The sequence below is a fragment of the Nakamurella sp. genome (assembly GCF_048594475.1).
Lineage (GTDB): Bacteria > Actinomycetota > Actinomycetes > Mycobacteriales > Nakamurellaceae > Nakamurella.
Genome location: NZ_JBMDXT010000324.1, coordinates 1 through 24932, shown reverse-complemented (window position 1 = coordinate 24932; position 24932 = coordinate 1). Strand labels below are relative to the sequence as shown.

The window sequence follows — 24932 nt, the reverse complement described above, 5'->3', positions numbered from 1 at the left end:
TCGTGTGCTGGTGGTCGACGACGACCCCGCCCTCGCCGAGATGCTCACCATCGTGCTGCGCGGGGAGGGCTTCGACACCGCCGTGGTGCGGGACGGGTCGAAGGCGGTCGAGGCTTTCCGGGACGTGCATCCCGATCTGGTGCTGCTCGACCTCATGCTCCCCGGGGTCTCCGGGCTGGACGTGTGCAAGGAGATCCGCGCCGAGTCGGGCATCCCGATCATCATGCTGACGGCCAAGACCGACACGGTCGACGTCGTGCTCGGCCTGGAGTCCGGCGCCGACGACTACGTCATGAAGCCGTTCAAGCCCAAGGAGCTGACCGCGCGCATCCGGGCCCGCCTGCGCCGGGCCGACGTCGGGTCGGCCGAGCGGCTGCGGGTGGCCGACGTCGACATCGACGTGCCCGGGCACCAGGTCACCCGGGACGGCGAGCCCATCCCGCTGACCCCGCTGGAGTTCGACCTGCTGGTCGCCCTGGCCCGCAAACCGCGCCAGGTGTTCACCCGCGAGGTGCTGCTGGAGAAGGTCTGGGGCTACCGGCACGCCGCCGACACCCGGCTGGTCAACGTCCACGTGCAGCGGCTGCGCAGCAAGATCGAGAAGGACCCGGAGCACCCGGAGGTGGTCGTCACCGTCCGCGGCGTCGGCTACCGCGCCGGAAACGTCTGACCCGGCTATGTCCGACGCGGTCAGACCCGACCCGATGACGTCCGGGAGGGCACCGTCCGACCCGGCCGGGCCGGACCGTCGGCGGCGACCCGCTCCGGCGGGCCGGACGGCCCCCGGCCGGGCGATCATGCAGCCGTGAGCAACGAGCCCGACCCCGCCGCCGGCCGGGCTGCGACCCCGGCGGCCGGTGCGGCCGGTGCGGCCGTGGACGCGACGCCGGTCCCGCCGGCGGGCGGCGGCCGGACCGTGCGGCTGCGCGGCGCGCTGCTCCGGGCGGTGACCACGGCCCGGTCCCGGATCTCGTTCTGGAGCCGGTCGCTGCTCGTCCGGGTCGTGGTGCTGACGCTGAGCCTGTCCGCCGTCGTCATGATCATCCTGGGGCTGATCCTGCAGCAGCAGATCACCGCGAACCTGCTGCAGTCCAAGATCGACGCGGCCACCGTGGAGATCGACAACGCCCGGCAGACCGTCCAGAGCAGCCTGTCCGGGGCCGACTCCGACCCCAACTCGCTGCGCGAGCAGCTGCAGCTCGCGCTGACCGAGATCGGCCGGGTCGACGGGTCGACCGGGGCCCAGAACTCGACCGCCGGCGTCTTCGAGCCGGTCATCGTGCCGTTCCGGATCGACTCGGACGCGCTGTCGGTCGCGCAACCGCTGGGCGACGTGCCGGCCGAGCTGCGGGCGCGGGTGGCCCAGGGGCAGGTCGCGTACCAGTACACGACCATCCGCCGGGACGATCAGGCGATCCCGGCGCTGGTGATGGGCGCCCCCGCCCGGACCAGCACCGACTCGTTCGAGGTGTACCTGATCTTCCCGCTGGCCGGCGAGCAGGGCACGGTGCAGGTCGTGCAGCGGACCCTGCTGCTGGGCGGCGTCGCGCTGGCCCTGGCGCTGACCGGCATCTCCGCGCTGGTCGCGATGCAGGTGGTGCGGCCGGTCCGCCGGGCGGCGGCCAGCGCCCGCAAACTGGCGGCCGGCGACCTGGCCGAGCGGATGCCGGTCAAGGGCCCGATCGAACTGGAGACCCTGGCCAGCTCGTTCAACGGGATGGCCGAGGCGATCCGGGTCCAGATCCGGCAGCTGGAGGAGTTCGGCAAGCTGCAGCGCCGGTTCACCTCCGACGTCTCGCACGAGCTGCGCACGCCGCTGACCACGGTCCGGATGGCCGCCGACATGCTCTACGACGGGCGGGGCGACTTCCCCGAGTACCTGGGCCGGTCCACCGAGCTCCTGGTGGACGAGCTGGACCGGTTCGAGTCGCTGCTGGCCGACCTGCTCGAGATCAGCCGCTACGACGCCGGGATGGCCGAGCTGAGTGCCGAGAGCATCGACATCCGCTCGTGCGTGCACGCCAGCATCTCGGCGGCCGCGTCGCTGGCCGACCAGTTCGACATCCAGATCGTGACGATCCTGCCCGAGCACCCGGTGGTCGCCGAGATCGACAACCGCCGGGTCGACCGGATCCTGCGGAACCTGATCAACAACGCCATCGACCACGCCGACGGCAAGCCCGTCGTGGTCGAACTGGCCGCCGAGCCGGAGGTGCTGGCGATCACCGTCACCGATCACGGCGTCGGCCTGCGCCCGGGCGAGGCCGGGCTGGTCTTCAACCGCTTCTGGCGGGCCGACCCGTCCCGCCAGCGGCACACCGGCGGGACCGGGCTGGGCCTGGCCATCTCGCTGGAGGACGCCCGGCTGCACGGCGGCTGGCTGCAGGCCTCCGGCACGCCGGGGGAGGGGGCGCGGTTCCGGCTCACCCTGCCCCGCCGGCGCGGCGGCCTGATCACCCAGTCTCCGTTGCCGCTGCGGGTGGGACCCGAGTCCGCGGACCCGGCGGCCGGTGACGGCCGGCCGCCGGTGCGGATGATGGTCGAGGACGGCACGCTCAAGCCCGCGCCGAGCGAGGACGAGCTGCACCCCGCCTCGGTGCCGGTCGCCGGGGCGACGGCCACGCTGACCGTCGCCGTCACCGACGACCCCCCGGCCGCCGGTGACCCGGCGAACGAGGTGACCGGGCGCCCGGCCGGGCATCCCGCCGACCGCCCGGCCGCCGAGACCGGCGCGACCGTGCAGAACCCGGTCGGCCGATGACGGGCCCGCGCCGGCGGACCGGGCCGCTCGCGGTGCTCCTGCTGCTGCTGGCCGGGCTGGTCGCCGGATGCACCGCGATCCCGGGCTCCAGCGCGGCGGTCGACGTCACCCGGATCGCCGACCAGGTGGAGCCGGTCGCGCCGGACGCGCCGACCCCGGGCGCCGGGCCCGACCAGATCGTCCGCGGATTCATCGCGGCCAGCGCCCGGCCCGAGTCCGACGGCGGCACCGGGTCGAGCTTCGCGGCCGCCCGGCAGTACCTCACCCAGGAGGCGCAGGCGACCTGGCAGCCCGGCCAGCTGCCGGTCGTCATCCTGGACGACAACTACCGCACCGAGATCGACCCGGCGACCCAGGGCGTCGTAACCGTGGCGGGGAACTCGCCGGGCGGGCTGGACAACAGCCGGGCGTTCCATTCCTCCGGGGTCGCGTACGCCCGCCCGATCCGGCTGGTCCAGGTGGAAGGCGAATGGCGGATCAGCGAGCCGCCGCCGGACCTGCTGCTGACCGCGTCCGACTTCCCGACGGCGTACCGGCAGCGGGTGCTCTACTTCCTCGACCGGTCCGGCACCCTGGTGGTGCCCGACGTCCGGCACATCGTGATCGGCCAGACCACGGCCAACCGGGCGAACCGGCTGCTGGCGATGCTGCTCGACGGCCCGGCTCCGTCCCTGGAAGGCGCGGTGACCAGCAGCTTCACCGGCAAGTCCGCTCTGCGGTCCAACCCCTCCGTCGACCCCGACGGGGTGCTGCAGATCGACTTCACCGGGGTGGACGTCTCCACCATCGAGGCCCGGCGGGCGTTGGCCGCCCAGGTCGTGTGGACGCTGTCGCCGACCACCCCGCGCATCGCCATCAGCGTCGACGGCGTGCCGTTGGACCCGACCCAACCCGTCTACACCATCAACTCGGTCTCCTCGTTCGACCCCGACCGGCTGCCCGGCACCGGCCAGGTGGCGTCCGACCCGTTCTACGTCAGCCCGGGCGGGGCGATCACCGGGCTGCTGGACGGCAAGCCGGTCGCCGGACCGCTGGGCACCGGATCGCCCACGGTCCTGTCGGCGGCGTCGTCGGCCACCACCCGGGCGACCGCCGCGGTGGCCGCCGACCCCGGCGGCGGCGAGCAGCTCCTGCTCAGCTCGCCCGACCAGGTCGACCGGGCCGACCCCGCCCTCAAGGCGCAGACCCTCACCCCGCCCAGCCTGACCCGCTCCGGCGACGAGGCGTGGGTGGTGCAGAACGGTGCGACCAAGCCCGAGGTCTACCGGGTGTCCACCTCGGGCCCGCCGAGCCGGGAACGGGTGCCCGCCGACGAGCTGACCGGCAAGGGCGAGGTCACCGCGCTCGCCCTCTCGCCGGACGGGGTGCGGGTGGCCGTCGTCGCCGGCGGTCAGCTGTACCTGGGCGTGCTCGAGCCGTCCGCCGCGGAGGGGGCGACGGCGCCGACCGGGACCGCGGCCGACGGGCCCGGCCGGGACGAGTCGGCCGGCCAGACGCCGTTGCAGATCACCGGGCTGACCGTCCTGCGCTCGGGCCTGCAGGACGTCGGTCCGGTCACCTTCGTCAGCTCGCTGGAGGTGGTGGTGGCCGCGGCCACCGCGCCGGGCGGATTCCGCAGCCTGTGGAGCATCAGCATCGACGGGTACGAGGCCCGCAAGATCAGCGACAACGGGATCTTCGGCACCATCGACGGGTTGGCCGCGGCGGTCAACGAGCCCCTGCTGATCACCTTCAGCGGCCGGGTCTGGCAGCTGGTCGGCGGTCAGGCCGACGGCACCTGGCAGTCGCCGGTGGAGGGCCAGCCGTTCCTCAACGGGTCCGCGCCGTTCTACCCGAACTGACCATCCCGGGGGAGCGCACGGCACCCCCGCCCCGCCCGGCCCCGCGGCCGCCGCGCTCCCCGCAGCCGTGGGCCGGATCGGCCGGCCGGGTCCTCGCCCGCGCGGGACAATGGCGCGGTGATCTCCGTGGACCTCGCCACCGCCCTGCGGGCCGCCGGACTGGGCTGGCGCCCGCAGATCGGCGACCGGTTCATGCTGACCGAGGGCACCTTCGACGGGGAGGTGTTCACCCTGTCCGACATGGTGGTCGAGGCTCACGAGGGGACCTCCGGCGCGGTCCTGGCGTTCAACGGCACCACCGAGTGGGCGCTGGACTCGACGGACGCGGCCGACGCGCTCTGGCTGCCCCGGGAGGATCAGCTGCGCGACCTGCTCGGCGGGGCGTTCCGCTCGCTGATGCGGGACGGTGCCGGCTACCGGGTCTGCGTCGTCCTGCCCGGGGCGGACGGCCCGACCGACTACCCGGCCGCGGACCCGGCGGACGCCTACGCGGCCGCGCTGCTGGACCTGGTCCGCCGGGCGACCGGCTGACGTCCGGCGTCAGGAACGGTTGCGCCAGTCGCTGCCCCACAGCGCGCTGGTGGCGACCGCGATCAGGGCCGGGATGAGGAACACCAGCCACGTCTTGACCAGGAAGAACAGCACCAGGGCGATGATGCCGGACGCGGCGAGCAGGACCGCGGCCCCGCGTTGGGCGGGGGTGCGGGTGTCCTCGGGACGGGCGGGGCCGCCGGCCGGCATGGCCGGCGACGGGGCCGCCGCTGGCCGGACGACCGGCGGCCCGGGCAGCGCCGGGTGCGGCGGCGGCAGGTCGGAGAACAGGGCCCGCAGATCGGCCACCGTCCGGGCCTGGGTGACCTGGGCGCTGCGCGTGCCGAACTCGTCCAGGTCGATCCGGCCCTTGCCCAGGTGCTCGCTCAGCGCGTCCATGGCCGAATTGCGTTCGGCGTCGCCGATGCGAAGCTGCGAGGGGTCCGGGCCGGATGACGGTGCGCTCACCCCTCCGACTGTTGGCGCTCCCCGCGGGCACCCTCCGGGCCGGCGTCCGCCGGACCGACCGGCCCCGCGGACGACACCCGGGCCGGCGGGTCTGATCTGTCCGGTTCGGCGCGGAGATGATCCGGGATGTCAAGTGGTGGTTGCAACGATCAACTCGTGCAACGCTTCTGCTGGGGTTCGGTAGTCCAGGACCTTGCGGGGGCGGCCGTTGAGCAGGTCGGCGACGTGGTCCAGTTCGGCCTGGCTGATCGTGCGGAAGTCGGCGACGCCGCGGGGGAAGTAGTGGCGGATGAGGCGGTTGGTGTTCTCGTTCGTCCCGCGCTGCCATGGGCTGTACGGATCGGCGAAGTACACCTTGACGCCGGTGTCCACGGTGAAGTCGGCGTGCCGGGCCATCTCCTTGCCACGGTCCCAGGTCAGACTGCGGAACAGGTCGGCCGGCAGCGCGGTGATCTTCGCGGCTAGCGACGCGTTGACCGCCGCCGCGGTGCGCCGACCACCGGGCAACCCGCAGATCAAAGTGAACCGGGAGGCCCGTTCCACGACCGTGGCAATCGCCGAGGACTTCCCGACCCCGATCACCAGGTCACCTTCCCAGTGCCCGGGAACCTTCCGGTCGTCGGCCTCGGCCGGCCGATCGCTGATCGGTACGGCATCAGCGATCTTGCCCCGCAACGATTCCGGGCTGGTGCGGGGCCTGCGTTTGTTCCGTTCGATGCGGGCCTCGGCCTGCAATTGCAGACGCAAGCTGCCTCGACCGCCGACGTACCAGGCGTGGTAGATCGTCTCGTGGGACACCCGTGATCCTGGATCATCGGGGTGCTCACGAGCCAGCCGACCCGCGATCTGCTGCGGCGACCACCCCGTCCGCAGGTCCGCAAGTACCCGCTCCCGCAACGCCGTCCCTGGGGCCAGCTTGCGCGGCTTGGGACGAGGAGCACGAGCGCAGGCCTTCGAGTGAGCTGCATGCGGCCGATAACCATGCGGCGCCGGTAAGGCATTGCGCTTGATCTCCCGGCAGATCGTCGACCGATGCCGACCCAACCGACGGCCGATCGCCGCCGCCGTACAACCGGCCAACAACATGTCGGCAACCACGATCCGCTCGTCCACCGTCAACCGCCGTCCCGGCACCTGAACACCCCACTCCAGCCCGTCGCAACCGACGTTGCAACAGATACTGGAACCCGCCATCAGCCAACCGGGGCGCGCCGCGCGGTCAGCTGTCCGCAGGCGGGTCCGTGATCTCCGCGACGGTGGCCCCGGCGGTCACCGAGCCGCCCACCTCGACCCCGATCGTGCTCACGACGCCGGCCTTATGCGCGGGGATGGGGTTCTCCATCTTCATCGCCTCGACCACCGCGACCACATCGCCCGGGGCGACGGTGTCGCCGACGGCCACCGCGACCTTGACCACCGTGCCCTGCATCGGGGCGACGACCGCGTCGCCGCCACCCTCGGGGGAGTGGTGCGCCGCGGCGCCGCGCGTGCTCGCCCGGCGGGCGGGCGCCGGGGACCCGCCGCGGCCCGCGGCCGAGGCGAGCGCGGTGAACTCGGCCGGCAGCGTCACCGCGACCCGCCGCCCGTTCACCTCGGCCACGATGGTCTGCCGGTCGCCGCCGGCGGGTGAGCCAGCCGGAGCGGCGGCCGCCGCGAGGTCGAACGGGGGCAGCGTGTTGTCGAACTCGGTCTCGATCCAGCGGGTGTGGACGTCGAACGAGCCGTCGGCGGCGGTGAACGCGGGTTCCTCCAGGACGGCGCGGTGGAACGGCAGCACCGTGGCCATGCCCTCGACGACCATCTCGGCCAGCGCCCGCCGCGAACGCTGGAGGGCCTCGTCGCGGTCGGCGCCGGTGACGATGATCTTGGCCAGGAGCGAGTCGAACGCCCCGCCGATCTCCGAGCCGGACTCCACGCCCGAGTCGACCCGGACGCCCGGGCCGGCCGGCGGCACGAACCGGGACACCACGCCGGGGGCGGGCAGGAAGCCACGGCCCGGATCCTCACCGTTGAGCCGGAACTCGATCGAGTGCCCGCGCGGCGGCAGATCGTCGCTCCAGCGCAGCTTCTCGCCGTCGGCGATGCGGAACTGCTCGCGCACGAGGTCGATCCCGCTGGTCTCCTCGGAGACGGGGTGCTCGACCTGCAGGCGGGTGTTGACCTCCAGGAACGAGACGGTGCCGTCCTGGGCGACCAGGAACTCGACCGTGCCGGCGCCGTGGTAGCCCGCCTCGAGGCAGATGGCCCGGGCCGCGGAGTGGATCGCCGCCCGCTGCTCGTCGGTCAGGAACGGGGCCGGGGCCTCCTCGACCAGCTTCTGGTACCGCCGCTGCAGCGAGCAGTCCCGGGTGCCGACGACGATGACGGTGCCGTGGGTGTCGGCCAGCACCTGGGCCTCGACGTGCCGGGGCCGGTCCAGGTACCGCTCGACGAAGCACTCGCCGCGGCCGAACGCGGTGACCGCCTCGCGCACCGCCGACTCGTACAGGTGCGGGATCTCCTCCAGCGTGCGGGCGACCTTGAGGCCCCGCCCGCCGCCGCCGAACGCCGCCTTGATCGCCACCGGCAGGCCGTGCTCCTGCGCGAACGCGACGACCTCGTCGGCCCCGCTCACCGGTTCCTCGGTGCCGGGAACCTGCGGGGCGCCGACCTTGGCCGCGATGTGCCGGGCGGTCACCTTGTCGCCCAGGTCGCGGATCGCGTGAGGGGTCGGGCCGATCCAGGTCAGCCCGGCATCGAGCACGGCCTGGGCGAAGTCGGCGTTCTCGGAGAGGAACCCGTAACCCGGGTGGACCGCGTCGGCGCCGGAGCGGGCGGCGACGTCGAGCAGCTTGGCCATGTCCAGGTAGGAGTCCTTGGGCGTGGACCCGCCCAGGGCGTACGCCTCGTCGGCCACCCGGACGTGCAGCGCGTCGCGGTCCGGGTCGGCGTAGACGGCCACCGACCGCAGGCCGGCGTCCCGGCAGGCGCGGGCGACCCGGACGGCGATCTCGCCACGGTTGGCGATCAGCACGGAGTGCACAGCGATGTCCTTACTTGTCGTTCCGGGCCCTGGTCATTGCGGGCCCTGGTCGTTCCGGAGACGTCGGTGGGAGTCAGGGGGCGCGCCACAGGTCGGTGACCCGGACGCCGATGTCGGCCAGCAGGCGGCGGGTCAGCGGCAGCGACAGGCCGAGGACGGTGCCGGCGTCGCCGTCGATGCCCTCGACGAACCAGCCGCCGAACCCGTCGATGGTCAGGGCGCCGGCCACCCGCAGCGGTTCGCCGGTGGCCAGGTAGGCATCGAGCTCGTCGTCGGTCGGGCGGCCCATCCGCACCACCGTGGACCCGGCGTCGGTCGCCGCGGCGACCACCCCACCGTCCCGGACGAGCCGGAGCGCGTGGCCGGTCAGCAGCAGCCCGTCCCGGCCGGCCATCTGCCGCCAGCGCAAGCGGGCCTGGGCCGCGTCGGCCGGCTTGCCCTGCAACTCACCGTCGATCAGCAGCATCGAGTCGCAGCCGATCACCACGGTGTCCCCGCCGCCGACCGGCGGGCGGCCGGCCTCCGCGAGGAGCTGCGCGGTCACCGCGTCGGCCTTGGCGTCGGCCAGCGCCTGCACCCGCTCCTCCGCGGGAGCCAGCGCGAGCCGGGCCAGGATCGCGTCCTCGTCGACGTCGGAGACCCGCACGACCGGGTCGATGCCGGCCGTCCGCAGCACCCCGAGCCGCGCGGGGGAGGCCGAGGCCAGCACCACGGTCGGCCGCCCGCCGGTCATCGGGGCAGTCCCGAGGCCCACCAGGCGACCGGCGACGCGGGGGCCAGCCGCAGGCGATGCGCCGGATCGCCCCAGACCGACCGGTCGGCCGGGTCGGGTTCCGGCTCGCCGCCGGCCGCGGCCAGGGCGGTCAGGATCGCGATGACGGTGGCCGCGTCCTGCTCGTCCCGCCTTCGCAGGTCGATCATGCGGACGCGGGCGTCGGGGCTCGGCGGAGCGCCGGTTTCCGCACGATCACCCCGAGGGTGAGCGGGGGGCAGGGGGGTCACAGGGGGATGTTCCCGTGCTTGCGGGGCGGCAGGGTGCGGCGCTTGTCGGCCAGCACCCGCAGCGCCCGGGTGATCGCGCCGCGGGTCGCCGAAGGCTTGATGATCTGGTCGACGTAGCCGCGTTCGGCGGCCACGAACGGGTTGGCCAGGGTGTCCTCGTACTCGGTCTGCAGCCGCAGCCGCTCGGCCACGACCGCATCGGAGTCGGGTCCGTGCTGCTCGGCCAGGGCCCCGAGTTCCTTGCGGTACAGCACGTTCACCGCGCCGGACGCGCCCATGACGGCGATCTGCGCGGTCGGCCAGGCCAGGTTCACGTCGGCGCCCAGGTGCTTGGACCCCATGACGTCGTAGGCGCCGCCGTAGGCCTTGCGGGTGATGACGGTGATGAGCGGGACGGTGGCCTCGGCGTACGCGTAGATCAGCTTGGCACCGCGGCGGATGATGCCGTTCCACTCCTGGTCGGTGCCGGGCAGGAAGCCGGGCACGTCGACGAACGTGAGCACCGGGACGTTGAACGCGTCGCAGGTGCGGACGAACCGGGCCGCCTTCTCCGACGCGTTGATGTCCAGGGTGCCGGCCAGGTGCATCGGCTGGTTGGCCACGATGCCGACGGGCCGGCCCTCGACCCGCCCGAAGCCGACGAGCACGTTCGGCGCGTACAGCTCGTGCACCGGCAGGAACTCGCCGTCATCCAGGACGGCCCGGACGGCGGTGGCCATGTCGTAGGGCTGGTTGGGCGAGTCCGGGATGAGGGTGTCCAGGGCCAGGTCGTTCGGCGTCAACTCATCCGGATCGACCTGGTAGCCCGGCGTCACCGGCGGGCCGGTGAGGTTGTTGGCCGGCAGGTAGGACAGCAGGTCGCGGACGTACTCGATCGCCTCGGCCTCGTCCTTGGCCAGGTAGTGCGCGTTGCCCGAGCGGGTGTTGTGGGTCCGGGCGCCGCCCAGTTCCTCCAGGGTCACCTTCTCGCCGGTCACCGAGCGGACGACGTCCGGCCCGGTGATGAACATCTGCGAGGTCTTGTCGACCATCACGATGAAGTCGGTCAGGGCGGGAGAGTAGACGTGGCCGCCGGCGTTGGCCCCCATGATCAGCGAGATCTGCGGGATGACGCCGGACAGGTGCACGTTGCGCTTGAAGATCTCGGCGTACAGCCCGAGCGAGACCACGCCCTCCTGGATGCGGGCCCCGCCGCCCTCGTTGATGCCGACCACCGGCCGGCCGGTGTTGAGCGCGAAATCGAGGATCTTGACGATCTTCTCGCCGTACACCTCGCCGAGCGAACCGCCGAACACGGCGACGTCCTGGGAGAACACGCAGATCTCGCGGCCGTCGACCGTGCCGTAGCCGGTGACCACGCCGTCGCCGTACGGCCGGTTGCGCTCCAGGCCGAAGTTGGTCGAGCGGTGCCGGGCGACCGAGTCGAACTCGACGAACGAGCCCGGGTCCAGGAGCAGGTCGATCCGCTCGCGGGCGGTCAGCTTGCCCTTGGCGTGCTGCCGCTGCACGGCCGCCTCGGAGCCGGCGTGGATGTGCTCGTCCAACCGCCGGTCCAGGTCGGCCAGCTTGCCCGCGGTGGTGTGCGGCGGACCGGTCGGAGCCCCGGCGGGGCCGGGCGGGGGGCGGTCGCCGGTCCCGGCCCGGGGGGCGGGGACGTCAGGGGCGACATCGGGGGCATCAGTGGTCCGACTCACGGGCGTGAGGGTACCCAGCCGTCCTCGCTCGCCGGACCACCGTGAGACGGAGTTCACGTGGCGTGAGTCTCAGTTTCACCTCCGGGATCGAGTCCAACGACCCTGGTCGGCCGCCCCGGGCGCGCGCAGCCTGGGGACCAGGCGTGGCCCATCTGGTTGTCGGAATACCAGTGTCACGCGAGGAGGAGCCATGACCCGCAAGAAGGTTCTGGTGCTCGGCGGAAACTTCGGCGGGCTGACCGCCGCGCTGACCGTCAAGCACGAGCTGCACGGCGATGTCGACGTCACGGTGGTGTCGGCCGCCGACCACTTCCTGTTCAACCCGTCCCTGATCTGGGTGCCGTTCGGCAAACGGCGCCCGCAGGACATCACGTTCCCGCTGGCCCCCACGTTCGCCGAGCACGACGTGCGGTTCGTGCACGGCGAAGCGACGGAACTCGACCTGGCCGCCCGCCGGGTGAGCACCACCGCGGGACCGGAGGACTACGACTACCTGGTGATCGCCACCGGGTACCGCAACAACTTTCAGGCCGTGCCGGGCCTGGGTCCGGACGGGAACGCCTCCACCATCACCACGCTGGAGGACGCCGTGCACGCCGGCGAGGCCTGGCGGCGGCTGCTGCGCGATCCCGGTGACGTCGTCGTCGGCGCTACCCAAGGTGCCGGCTGCTTCGGGGCCGCCTACGAGTTCCTGTTCAACACCAGCTACCAGCTGCGCAAGGCCGGCCTGAAGGACAAGGTCAAGCTGACCTACATCACCTCCGAACCGTTCCTGGGCCACTTCGGCATCGGCGGCCTGCCGCACGGCGAGTCCCTGCTGGGCATGTTCCTGCGGAAGGAGGGCATCGAGCCGGTGATCGGCGTCGCCATGGACCACGTGGACGACGGCCGGGTGGTGCTGGCCGACGGCCGGGCCGTCGACTTCTCCTTCGCCATGGTCGTGCCGCCCTTCGTCGGGCAGGAGGTCATCGCCAAGGCCACCGAGATCGCCGACGACAAGGGCTATGTCAAGGTCCGCGACACCTACCAGACGCACACCCACGACGAGGTGTACGCGGTCGGCATCGCCGCGGCGGTCGCGGTCCCGTGGCAGACGCCGACCCCGGTGGGCATCCCCAAGACCGGCTTCCCGACCGAGCAGCAGGCCCACGTCGCCGGGATGAATATTGCCGCGCAGATCCGCGGCGAGCAGCCCGGCCTGCACAAGGAGTTCGGCGAGATCCCGGCCGTCTGCGTGATGGACGCCGGCAACAACGGGGTGCTCATCCTGGCCGACCGGATGCTGCCGCCGCGCAAGCACGGCGTGCTCATCCCCGGCCCGCAGAACCACACGATGAAGCTGGGATTCGAGAAGTACTTCCTCTGGAAGATGCGCGGCGGGCACGTGACCCTGCCCTAGGGGTGTCCTGAAGAATCCGGCTCCTCCGTCGCCGCATTCACCCAGGCCACCCCTCCCGTGCTCGATGGTGGCCTCGCAGGCTCGGCCAACCTAGCCGGCCGAGCTGATCCGGCGACGGCGGAGCCGGATCGCCCAGCGCGGTCCGCGCGGTGGGCGTGGCCGCGACCGGGGTGGGCACCTGGCTACGGTGACCGGGTGCCCGATTCCCGCGCCGCCGACGCCCGCCGCCCCATCGACCCGCAGGACGTGCGGGCCCGGCTGGCCGACCCCGACCGCTGGCCGATCGACTGGACGCCGCAGACCGGTTCGACCAACGCCGATCTCGCCGCCCGGGCCGAGGCCGGACGGCTGCGTCCCGGGCAGGTGCTCGTCACCGAGGAGCAGGTCGCCGGCCGCGGTCGGGCCGGACGGCAGTGGCACTGCCCGGCGGGCGCCGGTTTGATGTTCTCGGTCGCGCTCGACCTGCCGGCCGTGCCGGCGGAGCGCCGCGGGTGGGTCGGCGCGGTCCTGGGCCTGGCCGTCGTGGCCGGGCTGCGCGCGGCGGCCGGGGTGCCGGCGAGCCTCAAGTGGCCCAACGACGTGCTCATCGACGGCGCGAAGTGCGCGGGCATTCTCGGCGAGGTGGCCGGCGGCCGGTTGATCGTCGGCTCGGGCATCAACATCTCGCTGACCCGGGCCGAGCTGCCGCGGGAGGACGCCACGTCCGTCGCGCTGGCCGGCGGCCGGCTCGACCGCGCCGCGTTGCTGGCGGCGATCCTGGACGAGCTCGGCACCTGGTGCGACCGCTGGGCGGCCGCCGCCGGCGACGTGGACGTGGCCGGGATCCGGCCCGCCTACCTGCTGGCCTGCGCGACGGTCGGCGCGCAGATCCGGGTCCTGCTGCCGACCGAGCGGTGGGTCGTCGGCGAGGCGGTGGACGTCGACGCCGGCGGTGCGCTGGTCGTCGCGGACGCCGCCGGCCGGCGGCAGTCGTTCACCGGGGGCGACGTCGTGCACGTCCGGGCCGCCGCGCCCGGCTGACCGGGCCGGGCCCCCGCGTCAGCCGGTCCGGGCCCACCGGTCGCGGCCGCCCGAGCCGCCTGAGCCGCACCCCCCCGGCCCGCAGCAGGCCGGCCCAGGCCAGCTGCCCGGTGATCGGCGCACCGGTCGCGGCCAGGCCGCCCGTCCCAGAGCCGGTCGGGTAGCTGACGGGCGGCGGCGTGGGGCCGGGCGTCCAGGTCGGCGGCGTCCACGGCGCCACGGCCGACGAGGTCACGGTGAACGAGGCGCTGGCGGTGTTGTTCGTCGGATCGGGGTCCGCGGTCGTGGCGGAGATCGAGGCGGTGTTGACCACGGTGCCGGTGGTGCCGGCCAGCACGACGGCCCCGATGGTGATGGTGGCGGTCCCGCCGACCGGCACGTCGCCGAGGGTGCAGTCGACGGTCTGGCCGCTGATCGTGCACGCGACGCTGCCGGATTCCGACGGCCCGGCGACACCGGCCGGCAGGGTGTCGACCACCCGCACCCCGGTCGCGGTCGCCGGCCCGGTGTTGGTGGCGGTCAGGGTGTAGGTGACCGGGTCCCCGGGGGCGGGCGCGGTGGGGGTCACCGACTTGGTCAACGTCAGGTCGGCGACCGGGACGACCTGCACGCTCGCGCTCGCGGTGTCGTCGCCCGGATCGGGGTCGGGCCCGCCGGACGCGGTCAGGGCCGCCGTGTTGGTCAGCACGCCGGTCCCGGCGGCCGTCGCCGACACGGTGAGGACGGCGCCGGCCCCGGCGGCGAGCGAGGGAATCGTCCAGGTGGCGGACTCGCCGTCCCAGGTGCCGGCGGACGGGGTCGCCGAGGTGATCACCAGCCCGTCGTCCGGTTGCTCGGCGACGACCACGTCGCGCTGCTCGGTCGCGCCGGCGTTGGTCACCGTCACCACGAACCCGGCCACCCCACCCTGGTCGACCGTCGGCGTCGTGGCCGTCTTGGTCACCACCAGATTCGACCCGGCCGGCGGTGGCCGGACGGCAACGGTGGCCGACGCGGTGTTGCCGGCCGGATCGGGATCGACCGTCAGCAGGGAGGTCACCGTCGCGGTGTTGGTCAGCGTCGCCCCGGTGAACCCGGCGGCCACGGTCCCGGTGACCGTCACCGTGCGCTCCTGCCCGGCGCCCAGGTCGCGGAGCAGGCAGGTGACCTCCTCGGTGTCGACACGGCAGTCCGGGTCGTCCACGGCGACGCCGGTCAGCCCGGCCGGGATCGGGTCGCGCACCTCCGCCAGCGCGGACGGCTGCGGCCCGGCGTTGCCGACGACCAGGCGGAAGCTCACCGTCGCTCCGGGCGCGACCGGATCCGGGCCGGCGGTCTTGCTCAGCGACAGGTCGGCCGTCGCGGTGATCGCCACCGTCGCGCCCGCCGCGGTGTTGGACGGGTCGGGGTCGTCGACCGGGGCGGCGACCGCGGCGGTGTTCGTCAGCGGGCCGTCCGGCGCGTCCGGGGCGACCACCGCCGACAGGGTGACCGTCCGGGTCGATTCCCCGGTCGACGCCCCGGTCGACGACGCCGGCACCGACGCCCAGACGCAGCTCACGCGGTCGTCGACGGTGCAGTCGGCCCCGCCGGCGTCGGTCACCGTCAGGCCGGTCAGCCCGGCCGGGATCGGGTCGGTCAGCAGCACCCCGGGGGCGTCGGACGGGCCCGCGTTGGACACGGCGAGCACGTAGGTGACCGTCTGCCCGGGGCTCGCGGTGGCCGGGCTGGCCGTCTTCACCAGGGCCAGGTCGGCCTGCCGGTCCGGTTCGACCACCGCGACCCCGGTGTTGTCCGCCGGATCCGGGTCGGCGGTGGCGGCCGTGACGGACGCGATGTTCTGCAGCGCCGGGTCGGCGTCGGGGGGCAGCGTGGCCGGCACGGAGACGGTCACCGTCGCGTTCGGCTCCAGAGTGGGCACGACGCAGGTCAGGATGCCGCCGGACCGGCTGCAGGTGCCGGCGGTCGTGGTCACCTCGCCGATGGTCAGCGCGGGATCGAGCGGGTCGGAGATGGTCACGCCGGTCGCCGTGGACGGCCCCTTGTTGGTGACGGTCAGCCGGTACTCCACCGGGCCGCCGGCGACCGGCTCGTCCGGCGTCACGGTCTTGACCAGGTCCAGGTCCGCCGACGCGGTCACCCGGACGGCCGCGGCCGCCCGGTTGTCGGCCGGTCGGGCATCGGGTTGGTCACCGGCGACCGACGCCCGGTTCAGCAGCACCGACCCCGGCGCGGCATCCGCCGGCACCGTGCCGGTCACCCGCACGGTGACGGTGGCGCCGACCGCGAGGGAGCCGATCGGGCACTGCAGGAGGGCGCCGTCCGGCGTGCACGCCGCGCCGCCGGTGACCTGGCCGGACACCCCGGTCAGCGGGCCCGGCACCGCGTCGGTGACCGTCACCCCGGTCGCGGCGGCCGGACCCTTGTTGGTCACGGTCACCGTGTAGTCGACGGGTGCGCCGGCCACGACGGGGGAGGTGTCGACCGACTTGGTGACGGCCAGGTCGGCCGGGGCGACGAAGGCGAAATCGACGGCGGACGCGTCCGCGGTCGTCAGATCGGCGGGCCGTTCGGTCGGTCCGGCGGGCAGGGATCCGTCGGGGGTGGCCGCGCGCACGGTGTACTCGCCGGGCCCCAACCCGTCCTGCTGATAGGTACCGTCGCCCGCGGTGGTCACCGTTGCGACGACGGTGCCCCCGGCATCGACGATCTCCACCGTGACCCCGCCCGCACCGGCACCGCCGGTGGTGACGGTGCCGGACACCGCCCGGGTCTGCGTCGCGAACCAGGTCTGGAACACCGGAAATCCGCTGCGCCCGCGGAACGTGAGGGTGAGGGTCTCGAGCGGGGCCGTGGGCCGGAACCATCCGGCGGCCCCGACGGTGTCCGTCGCGTCGGCGTTCCCGGTCAGGGTGGCCGTCGCCGGGTCCCAGGTGGGCACGTCGTACGGCGCCGCCAGGCCGGAGCAGGTGCTCGACCGGGGCGTGGCGTCGCAGTAGTTGAACACCCCGGCGAAGCCCAGGTCGGTGGCCGGGACGGGGTGGCCGTCCGGATCGGTGGCGGTGACCGTGACCTGATCGGCGTCGATGTCGCCCAGCACGAACCCCCAACCCGAACCGGGCGTGGGGGTGGCGAACGTGTAGGTGGTGACCGAGGCGCCCGCGGCGTCGTCGGACGCCGGCCGCAGGTTCAGATAGGCCTGACCCTGGCTCGAGCCGAACTCGGCCCCCGGCGGGCTGCCGGCCGGCAGCCAGGTGCTGGTTCCGGTCTGCGGCCCGACCCCACCGGACCGGGAGGTGGAGGTGATCGTCGCCGTCGGGAAACCGGGGGCCAGCGTCATTGCGCCCTGATAGGCCCCGGCCGTCCCGGTCAGATCGGCGAACGAGGCGTAGACCGGCCCCGGGGCGGCGGCCGCGGAGGGGGCGGCCACGACGGGCAGCGCCGCGGCCAGCGCAACGGCGCCGACGATCAGCCGGCCCAGCCGCCGGACCCGTCCGGCCATGTGCGTCCCCCCGTCGCCGCGCGGGGCACGGACCGTACCGATCCGGTCCCGCGGACAGCCGAGCCGATCATGACACGGCCCCGGGGTCCTTTCACCTCGTGCGCCTGGACATGATCCGGCCGAGGTCGGCCTGCTGCTGACGACCGCGACGACGGCCCCGGTGGTCGGCCAGACGGTCGGCGAGCGGCGGGCGTCGACGCGCCGGGGATCACGCTCGCGCCGGGGCCGCTGGACGACCCATCCGCCGCTGTCCACCATCGAGCCGAGCTCCGCACCAAAGGGGTGATGGTATGCGGCAAAAGTGCCGAAACGGGCAAATCTCCCGACCATCTGTGATCGACGATCGCCCGATCGAGCGGAATGGCCGTCAGATCCTTACGCTTCTCACCCATTCGTGTGCTGCCGGTGAGGTCGGTCACGTCGTCCCGGAGCCGTCGGTCGCTCTTGGGGGTCGTCGTGTCCGGATCGCTGCACCGCTCGTCAGGCCCGCGCCGGCCGAGGTTCGGGTCCCGGCTCGCCGTTGTCGGAATTGTGCTGGCCCTGGTCGCCGGAGTGCAGGTGATCACGGCGACCGTCGCGCCGGTGCCTCCGGCCGTGGCCGCGACGGTGTCGATCGGCACCGTCTCGGCGCAGATGGCCGATCAGCAGGGGGTCAACAACGGCACCGGCGGCAACTGCATCCGGTACGCGCCGTCGTCGGGCACCGGGTCGTCGGCGACCTCGTCGGCGTGGGTGACCAACACCGCCGCCGGGCTGCCGAACTCCGCGGTCACCGCGCACGGATATTCAGGCCGCAGCTGCCCGGATCAGCTGAGCACCATCACGCAGAGCGCTCTCGGGTTCCGCCCGTCGACGGTCACCTCGGCCCCGGACGGAGCGCCGTTCCTCATCGGCGGGATGACGCACTACAACAACCCGATCACCGCCAACGATCAGTACTTCAAAGGCCGGCTGAAGACCACCCTGGGCGGCTTCACCGGGAGCAACACGCTCACCTTCAACTGGACGATGTACGAGACGCCGAACACCGGCGCCGGCAACTGCTGCAACGACATCACCACGTTCGACAACCAGATCTCCGACGTGACCTTGTCCCAGGGCGGCCTGACCTACCAGCTGGTCATCCTCGGCTTCGTGCCGAACAGCACCGCGACCTCCTGTCCCGCGGCCCCGGGCGGTACTCCGGTCAACGAGTTCTCCACCGTGGAGGGCGCGCAGACCAGTGCCTGCCTGTATGCGGAGCTGCAGCAGGTCCGGTCCTTGCGGATCGTGAAGAACGTGGTCGGCTCGCCACCCGGCACCCCGACCTTCCGATACACCAGCACCTCGACGCTGACCGGGTCGGCCTGGGCCAACAGCAGCTTCGCCGTGAGCAGCGGCGGTTCCGTCGAGCGCGCGCTGCTGTCCGGCGACACCGTCACCGTCACCGAGGCCGACTCGGCCGACGACCGCTGGTCGCTGACCGGCCTGACCTGCCAGCAGTACGACGCGCAGGGCCAGCTGGTGACCATGGACGGCACCACCAACCTGGCCCAGCGTCGGGTGTCGCTCGATCCGGTGCCGGCCCCGCTCTACGCTTCCGACCCGGTCATCATCTGCACCTACACCAACAGCTACACCCCGCGGACCACGCTGACCCTGCTCAAGCAGGTGCAGGGCAACGTGGTCAGCCCGACGCTGTGGACGCTGACCGCGACCGGCGCGGCAGCGCCGACCACCGGCACCACGATCTCCGGACCGTCGGGGAGTGCGGCGGTCACCGGTCAGCGGATCGTGGCCGGCAGCTACCGGCTGGCCGAGACCGGCACGGCCGACGCCGCTACCGGGTTCGTGCAGGTTGGCACCTGGACCTGCACGGCCGGGGGCACCACGTACCCCGTGGCCGACGGAGTCGTCACCCTGCCCGATCTGCCCGCCGGATCCGCGGTGACCTGCACGGCGGTCAACCGGCAGGCGACCGGCAGCCTGCAGATCGGCAAGATCGTGACCGACCCCAATGGGGGCTACACCGGCGGGTCGGGCAAGACGTTCTCCGGCACCTACAACTGTGGGACGGGCGCCACCGGCACGTTCAGCACGCTGACCACCGCCGCTCCGGTGACGATCTCCGGCATCCCGGCCGGCCGCAGCTGCACGGTCACCGAGAGCGCCCCGGCCGGCGGGTTGCTCAACGCATCCTTCGCGTGGGGCGCCCCGACGTTCACCACCCAGCCGGTGACGATCCCCGACCAGGGCACGGCCACGGTGACCATCACGAACCCCGTCGTGCAGAAGTTCGGCACCTTCGCCGTGACCAAGACCATCACCGGACCGGGCGGGTACACCGGCGGGGTCGACCGGATCTTCCCGGTCGCCTACACCTGCACCCTGGTCAACGGGCCGACCTCGTCCGGCACCCTGAATCTCACCACCGCGCAGGCGGTCTCGCCGGCCTCCCCGATCCCGACCGGATCGGTCTGCACCTTCACCGAGACCTTGACCGCGCAGGACGGCGACTTCGGCGACCCGAGCTACGCCTGGTCCGGCGACACCGTCGACCCGACCGCCGTGACCATCGGCGACAACACGACCGCCGGCCTGACCATCACCAACACCTATGTCCGCGCCACCGGCGAGCTGATCCTGACCAAGCGGGTGGTCGGCGGCGGCTACACCGGCACGGCCGAGGACTTCACGGTCGGCTACAACTGCGGCGTCGTCTCGGGGTCGGTCACCCTGGCCAAGGACGGCAGCAGGAGCGTGACGGTGCCGGCCGGCAACACCTGCTCGGTCGCCGAGGTGCCGCCGAGCCAGAGCCTGCTCGACCCGGCCTACGTGTGGGACGCGCCGACCTGGTCGGACGGCGCCACGGCGACCAACCAGGCCACCATCCCGGCCGACGGGTCGGCCACGTTGACCGTCACCAACTCGACCATCCCGGTGTTCGGCAAGGTGTCGGTGACCAAGGCAATCACCGGCGAGACCGACGGCGTCACCACGGCGGCGAGCTTCGCCATCACCGTCACCTGCTCCAACGGCTATTCGGACACGGTCACCGTCGGGGTCAACGGGACCGGCGTGACCCCCGACCTGCCGGTCGGCACGCAATGCTCGTTCGCCGAAGCCACGCCCAGCGGCGGCCTGGTCGACTCCTCCTACGCGTGGGGGACGCCGGTCCTCCCCGGGCCGGTGACGGTCGTCCGCGGCCAGACCGTCGGGGCGACCGTGACCAACCCGGTGACCCGGGTGCTGGGCGACCTGGAGATCACCAAGGAACTGGACGACCCGAGCGACCGGGTCGACGGATCCCGGACCTACACCATCGGGTATTCGTGCACGCACACCGGCGTCGCCGGCGCGAACGGCTCGGTCGACCTGGCCGCCGGCGAGTCCACGGTGATCCCGGACATCCCGCTGGAGTCCCGTTGCACCGTCATCGAGGACCCGGCGACGCTGGACGACCCGCCGGTTCCGGCCGACCCCTCCTGGGTGTGGTTGCCGCCGACCTACCGGCCGGGCAGCTCCGTGCTGATCACCTCGGCGACCGACCCGGCAACGGTGGTCGTCGTCAACCGCACCAGCCAGTTGACCGGCACCTTCCAGCTGATCAAGACCGTGGTCGGGGCGGGCAAGCAACTCGGGTACCTGCCCGGCAGCGAATTCACCTTTGACGTGAACTGCGGCGAGGCGTTCAGCGGTCCCGTCCAGCTCGCCGACGGCCAGGGCTGGCAGCCGACCGCGACCATCCCGGTGGGCACCGAATGCACGATCACCGAGACCGGCAAGCCGGCCCCGGCGTCCACGGCCTACGGCTGGGACGACGTGGTCTTCACCATCGACCGGGCGGCCTCCGGCAACCCGACCAGCGCCACGTTCACGGTCGGTTCGACGCCGATCCAGGTCACCGCCACCAACCCGATCACACCGCGGTTCGGGTCGATCGAGTTGTCCAAGCAGGTCACCGGCGACACCGCCGGCCTGGTCGACGGTGCGACGTTCCGGATCAGCGTGAACTGCGGGCCCGGTGAGCTGTTCGTGGCCACGCTCGCCGACGGCGAAGCGGACACGATCGACAGCATCCCGGTCGGATCCACCTGCGCGATCACCGAAACCCCGCCGGACCCGTCCGAGACCCTGGTCGACGCCTCGTATGCCTGGGGCGCGGCGAACTACCTGCCGGACGGTCCCACCGTCACGATCGCAGAACCGGGGCAACAGGTCGCGGTCACCGTGCAGAACCCGATCGTCCGGGTCACCGCACCGGTCGGCCTGGTCAAGTCGGTGACCGGCGGCCAGGGCGTCGTCGACCCGAGCCGGACCTACCCGGTGACCTGGTCCTGCACCTACCGCGGCACCGAGGTGGCCGGCGGCACCGTGAACGTCCCGGCCGGCCCGAACGGGCTCGACCTGGCCGACGACGTGCCCGTGACCTCCGTCTGCACGGCCACCGAGGGCACCCTCACGGCGCCGTCGGACGACCCGGCCTACCGGTGGGTCACACCGGCGGTGGTCACCCCGACGACGGTGACTCAGGCAGGCCCCAACACGATCACCGTCGCCAACACGCTGGCCCGGGACACCGGCCAGGTCGTCGTCAACAAGGAGGTCACCGGCGCCGTCGAGGGCTACATCGGCACCGAAGCGGACTTCACCCTGCACGGTCAGTGCTCGGTGCCCGGCACCGGCATCCCGACCCGCTACGCCGACGGCGACATCGCCAACGGCGGCTCGGTGACGATCGCACCGGTCTCGGTCGGCTGGACCTGTTCGGGTTTCGAGGACACCCCGAGCCAGAGCCTGCTCAAGGACACCTCCTACGCGTGGGGCAGCCCGGTCATCACCGGCCGCCCCGAGCTGACGCCCGAGGTCGGCGGCACGTTCGTGCTGCCCGAGGTCGGGGCGACCCAGCAGTTCGACGTCAAGAACCCGGTGGTCCGGGTGTCGAGCACGTTCCGGATCACCAAGACCGTGCTCGACCCGTTCGGCGCGCTTGCCGCCGGCACCGAGTTCTCCGGCACGTATTCCTGCGCCTACGGCACGGACGCGCCGGTGACCGGGGAGTGGACGCTGACCAACGGCGGCACCTTCACCGGGCCGCCGGTCTACCTCAATTCGGTCTGCACCGTCACCGAGAACGATCTGGGCACCACGGGGCTGCCCGACGGGTCGTTCGCCTGGACCGCTCCGGTGATCGGGGATCCGGTGACCGTGGTCCCCGGCGGTACCGCCACCGTTTCGGTGACCAACACCATCCAGCGGTTGTACGGCGGCCTCACCGTGACCAAGACGGTGGCCGGCGCGAGCGCCGGCATCCGGCCGGGCACCACCTACACCGGCGTCTGGACCTGCAGCCTCGGCGGGCAGACGTGGACCGACCGGTGGACGGTCGACCCGAGTTCGTCGCTGTCCACCTCGGTGTTCACCCCGGCCGACGCCCGGGTGCCGGCCACGGCGACCTGCTCGATCATCGAGGACACCCCCAGCCCGGCTTCCTTGGTCGACCAGTCCTTCGCCTGGTCCGACCGGACCTACGACCCGGCCTCGGTCACCCTCGCCGCCGGGCAGACGGCCACCCTCGGGGTGACCAACACGGTGGTTCGGGTCTACTCGGGATTCGACGTGCGCAAGTCGATCACCGGGCCGGTGGCCGACAACGGTCTGGTGCCCGCCGACCGGGTGTTCTCCGGTACCTGGTCCTGCCGCTACGGCGACGACGCCCCGGTCACCGGGCCCTGGACGGCGAGCGTGGCCACCTCGTGGGTGCAGGCCGGCATCCTGGTCGGCTCGGTGTGTGCGGTGACCTCCGAGGTGCCGCCGGGCGCCGGCGGACAGCCGGTCGCCGGCGACCCGTCCTTCGTCTGGCTGACCCCCGGTCTGGGCGACGCGGTCACCGTCACCCCGCCCACCGAGGCCAACCAGCAGATCACCGTCGCGAACCCGACCGACCGGATCTTCGGCAGCTTTTTCATCACCAAGTCGGTCAGCGGGGCCACCGGCGGGATCACCGACCCCCGACCCTTCCCGATGACGTACTCCTGCGCTCCGGGCAGCGGGCCGGCCATCACCGGCAGTATTTCGCTCACCGCAGGTCAGACGGTGACGGTGGGAGCCGGTCGGGACATCGACGTGGACATCCCCATCGGCAGTGTGTGCACGCTGACCGAACCGCTGGACACGATGCCGCCGCTGCAGGACGGCGCCTGGAGCTGGGGGACGCCGGCCTACGCGGTGGTGGGGCCGATCCCGACCGCCGGCCCGGTCACCGAGCCCTGCGTGCCCGGCGCCATCGTCACGCCCTGCCTGGGGGTCCCGGCCCGGTCGGTGACGGTGACCATCCCGCCACCGCAGGAGGACGAGCAGGAGCCGACGGTCGGCCTGACCATCGACAATCCGGTCGTCCGGGAATTCGGGAGCTGGACGGTCACCAAGTCCAGCACTCCCGCGTCCGGCAGCACCGTGGCTCCCGGCGACCCGATCACCTACACCCTGACGGTGTCCTCGACCGGCGCCGTGCCCGTGCATGACGTGATCGTGACCGACGACCTGTCCCAGGTCCTGCCCTTCGCCACCATCGGACCGATCACCGCGCCGGACGGCACGGCGGCCATGGTGGACGGCACCACCCTGACCTGGACGGTCGGCACGCTGCCGGCCCAGGGCGAGGATGGCGACACCCTGACGCTGAGCTACCAGGCCACCGTGAACCCCGGGGCCGGCGGGGTGACCCTGCGCAACCTGGTGACCGGCGCCGGCGACGTGCCCCCGACCACGTGCGCCGAGCCGGACCCGGACGACCCGGCCTGCTCGACGGTGCACACCACGCCGGATGCATTGACCATCGTCAAGGAACCGAACGGGCCACCGGCCTTCGACACCGCGTCCGGGAACTGGACGGTGCCGTACCGGATCACCGTGACCAACCCCAACGCCGCGGCCACGGTGTTCTACACGTTGACCGACGCGATCGCGTTCCCGGCCGACGTCACGGTCGAGTCCGGGACGGTGACCGCCGCCCCGGCCGGGGTCACCCTGTTCGACCCGGCGTGGAACGGCTCGGACCGGACGACGATCGCGGCCGACGTCGCGCTGCCCGGTGGTGCGGCGCACACCTTCGACGTCGCCGTCGTGGCGCGCGTGCCGCTCACCCTCGGCGGATCACACCTGAGCTGTGCGGCGAGCGGTTCGGGTGGTGGATCCGGCTTCCTCAACACCGCGACGATCACCTTCCAGGGCACCGAGTCGTCCGACGATGCCTGCACCCCGATCCCGGTCGGGTTGGTCGCCGTCAAGCAGTGGACGATCGACGGCGTCGCCTACGCCAACGGGAACCAACCGTCGGGCTTCGCGGCGTCGCTGACCCTCGACGCCGTGGAACGGACCTGGGGCACGGTCTACCTCGGTTACCAGCCCGGCGCGGCCGTCGTCGTGGGGGAGAACCTCACGCTGCCCGGCGGGTGCACCGGATCGAGCACCGGGACCGGCGCGGTCAGCCTCGACCAGCCGTTGACGGCAGTTCGGGTGGTCAATGTCGTCACCTGCTCGACGACCCCGACCCCGACCCAGACGCCGAATCAGCCCGCCCCGGGGCCCGGTCCGTACCCGCCGACGCCGCTGCCCAATACCGGCTTCGCCGCCGCACCGTGGCTGATCTGGGGAGGTGCGCTGCTGGTGATCGGCGGGCTGTTCGTTCTCCTGGGCGGGCGCCGGCGCGGCCGGCCCGGGCCGACCGCAGCC

The 24932-nt window shown here is 73.0% G+C and carries 14 protein-coding genes; 7 read left to right on the top strand and 7 right to left on the bottom strand.

Annotated features, from left to right (window positions below; translation table 11 throughout):
* The 4 genes from mtrA to ACOJUF_RS14845 form a co-directional block, all read left to right on the top strand.
* Positions 1–670, top strand: a 670-nt coding sequence (mtrA, locus tag ACOJUF_RS14860; RefSeq protein WP_420122606.1) for an MtrAB system response regulator MtrA, incomplete at its 5' end; no start/stop codon positions are given.
* Between the two features lie 135 nt (positions 671–805).
* The gene (mtrB, locus tag ACOJUF_RS14855; RefSeq protein ID WP_420122605.1) at positions 806–2761 is read left to right on the top strand and encodes an MtrAB system histidine kinase MtrB; all 1956 of its coding nucleotides are present in this window, start codon (positions 806–808) and stop codon (positions 2759–2761) included.
* On the top strand, positions 2758–4602 hold the full coding sequence (locus tag ACOJUF_RS14850; protein WP_420122604.1) for an LpqB family beta-propeller domain-containing protein: 1845 nt from the start codon (positions 2758–2760) through the stop codon (positions 4600–4602). The genes mtrB and ACOJUF_RS14850 overlap by 4 nt, the downstream gene beginning before the upstream one ends.
* 117 nt (positions 4603–4719) lie before the next feature.
* A complete protein-coding gene (locus ACOJUF_RS14845) occupies positions 4720–5133 on the top strand; it encodes a pilus assembly protein CpaE (protein ID WP_420122603.1) in 414 nt (137 codons plus the stop codon).
* A gap of 9 nt (positions 5134–5142) precedes the next feature.
* Here the strand turns inward: ACOJUF_RS14845 and ACOJUF_RS14840 are convergent, their stop codons facing one another.
* The 6 genes from ACOJUF_RS14840 to ACOJUF_RS14815 all read right to left on the bottom strand — a co-directional run bounded on the left by ACOJUF_RS14840 (position 5143) and on the right by ACOJUF_RS14815 (position 11190).
* Entirely contained in the window at positions 5143–5601 is a 459-nt protein-coding gene (locus ACOJUF_RS14840) for a DUF1707 SHOCT-like domain-containing protein (protein ID WP_420122602.1), read from the bottom strand.
* 129 nt (positions 5602–5730) lie between these two features.
* Complete coding sequence (locus ACOJUF_RS14835) at positions 5731–6714, bottom strand: IS30 family transposase (RefSeq protein ID WP_420122608.1); 984 nt, start codon at positions 6712–6714, stop codon at positions 5731–5733.
* A gap of 106 nt (positions 6715–6820) precedes the next feature.
* Positions 6821–8623, bottom strand: a complete 1803-nt coding sequence (locus tag ACOJUF_RS14830; RefSeq protein ID WP_420122601.1) for an acetyl/propionyl/methylcrotonyl-CoA carboxylase subunit alpha — start codon at positions 8621–8623, stop codon at positions 6821–6823.
* Between the two features lie 73 nt (positions 8624–8696).
* Positions 8697–9356, bottom strand: a complete 660-nt coding sequence (locus tag ACOJUF_RS14825; protein WP_420122600.1) for a Maf family protein — start codon at positions 9354–9356, stop codon at positions 8697–8699.
* Entirely contained in the window at positions 9353–9544 is a 192-nt protein-coding gene (locus ACOJUF_RS14820) for an acyl-CoA carboxylase epsilon subunit (RefSeq protein ID WP_420122599.1), read from the bottom strand. Before ACOJUF_RS14820 ends, ACOJUF_RS14825 begins: the two co-directional genes overlap by 4 nt.
* A gap of 77 nt (positions 9545–9621) precedes the next feature.
* Complete coding sequence (locus ACOJUF_RS14815) at positions 9622–11190, bottom strand: acyl-CoA carboxylase subunit beta (protein WP_420122607.1); 1569 nt, start codon at positions 11188–11190, stop codon at positions 9622–9624.
* 319 nt (positions 11191–11509) lie between these two features.
* Between ACOJUF_RS14815 and ACOJUF_RS14810 the strand changes: the two genes are divergently transcribed.
* Both ACOJUF_RS14810 and ACOJUF_RS14805 read left to right on the top strand, forming a co-directional pair.
* Positions 11510–12718 carry an NAD(P)/FAD-dependent oxidoreductase gene (locus ACOJUF_RS14810; RefSeq protein WP_420122598.1) on the top strand — a complete coding sequence of 403 codons (1209 nt, stop codon included), beginning with the start codon at positions 11510–11512 and terminating at the stop codon, positions 12716–12718.
* A gap of 195 nt (positions 12719–12913) precedes the next feature.
* Entirely contained in the window at positions 12914–13738 is an 825-nt protein-coding gene (locus ACOJUF_RS14805) for a biotin--[acetyl-CoA-carboxylase] ligase (protein WP_420122597.1), read from the top strand.
* Here ACOJUF_RS14805 and ACOJUF_RS14800 read toward each other — a convergent pair.
* Positions 13692–17219: a DUF7507 domain-containing protein gene (locus ACOJUF_RS14800; protein ID WP_420122596.1), complete on the bottom strand. Its 3528-nt coding sequence runs from the start codon at positions 17217–17219 to the stop codon at positions 13692–13694. The genes ACOJUF_RS14805 and ACOJUF_RS14800 overlap by 47 nt on opposite strands.
* A 558-nt stretch (positions 17220–17777) precedes the next feature.
* Here ACOJUF_RS14800 and ACOJUF_RS14795 point away from each other — a divergent pair.
* On the top strand, positions 17778–24932 hold a 7155-nt coding region (locus ACOJUF_RS14795), incomplete at its 3' end, for a DUF5979 domain-containing protein (RefSeq protein WP_420122595.1).

Excerpts from the sequence above, each read along its gene's own strand:
- ACOJUF_RS14800 (WP_420122596.1), bottom strand. The coding sequence starts at position 17,219 with ATGGCCGGACGGGTCCGGCGGCTGGGCCGGCTGATCGTCGGCGCCGTT.
- ACOJUF_RS14810 (WP_420122598.1), top strand. The coding sequence starts at position 11,510 with ATGACCCGCAAGAAGGTTCTGGTGCTCGGCGGAAACTTCGGCGGGCTG.
- ACOJUF_RS14850 (WP_420122604.1), top strand. The coding sequence starts at position 2,758 with ATGACGGGCCCGCGCCGGCGGACCGGGCCGCTCGCGGTGCTCCTGCTG.
- ACOJUF_RS14825 (WP_420122600.1), bottom strand. The coding sequence starts at position 9,356 with ATGACCGGCGGGCGGCCGACCGTGGTGCTGGCCTCGGCCTCCCCCGCG.
- ACOJUF_RS14820 (WP_420122599.1), bottom strand. The coding sequence starts at position 9,544 with ATGATCGACCTGCGAAGGCGGGACGAGCAGGACGCGGCCACCGTCATC.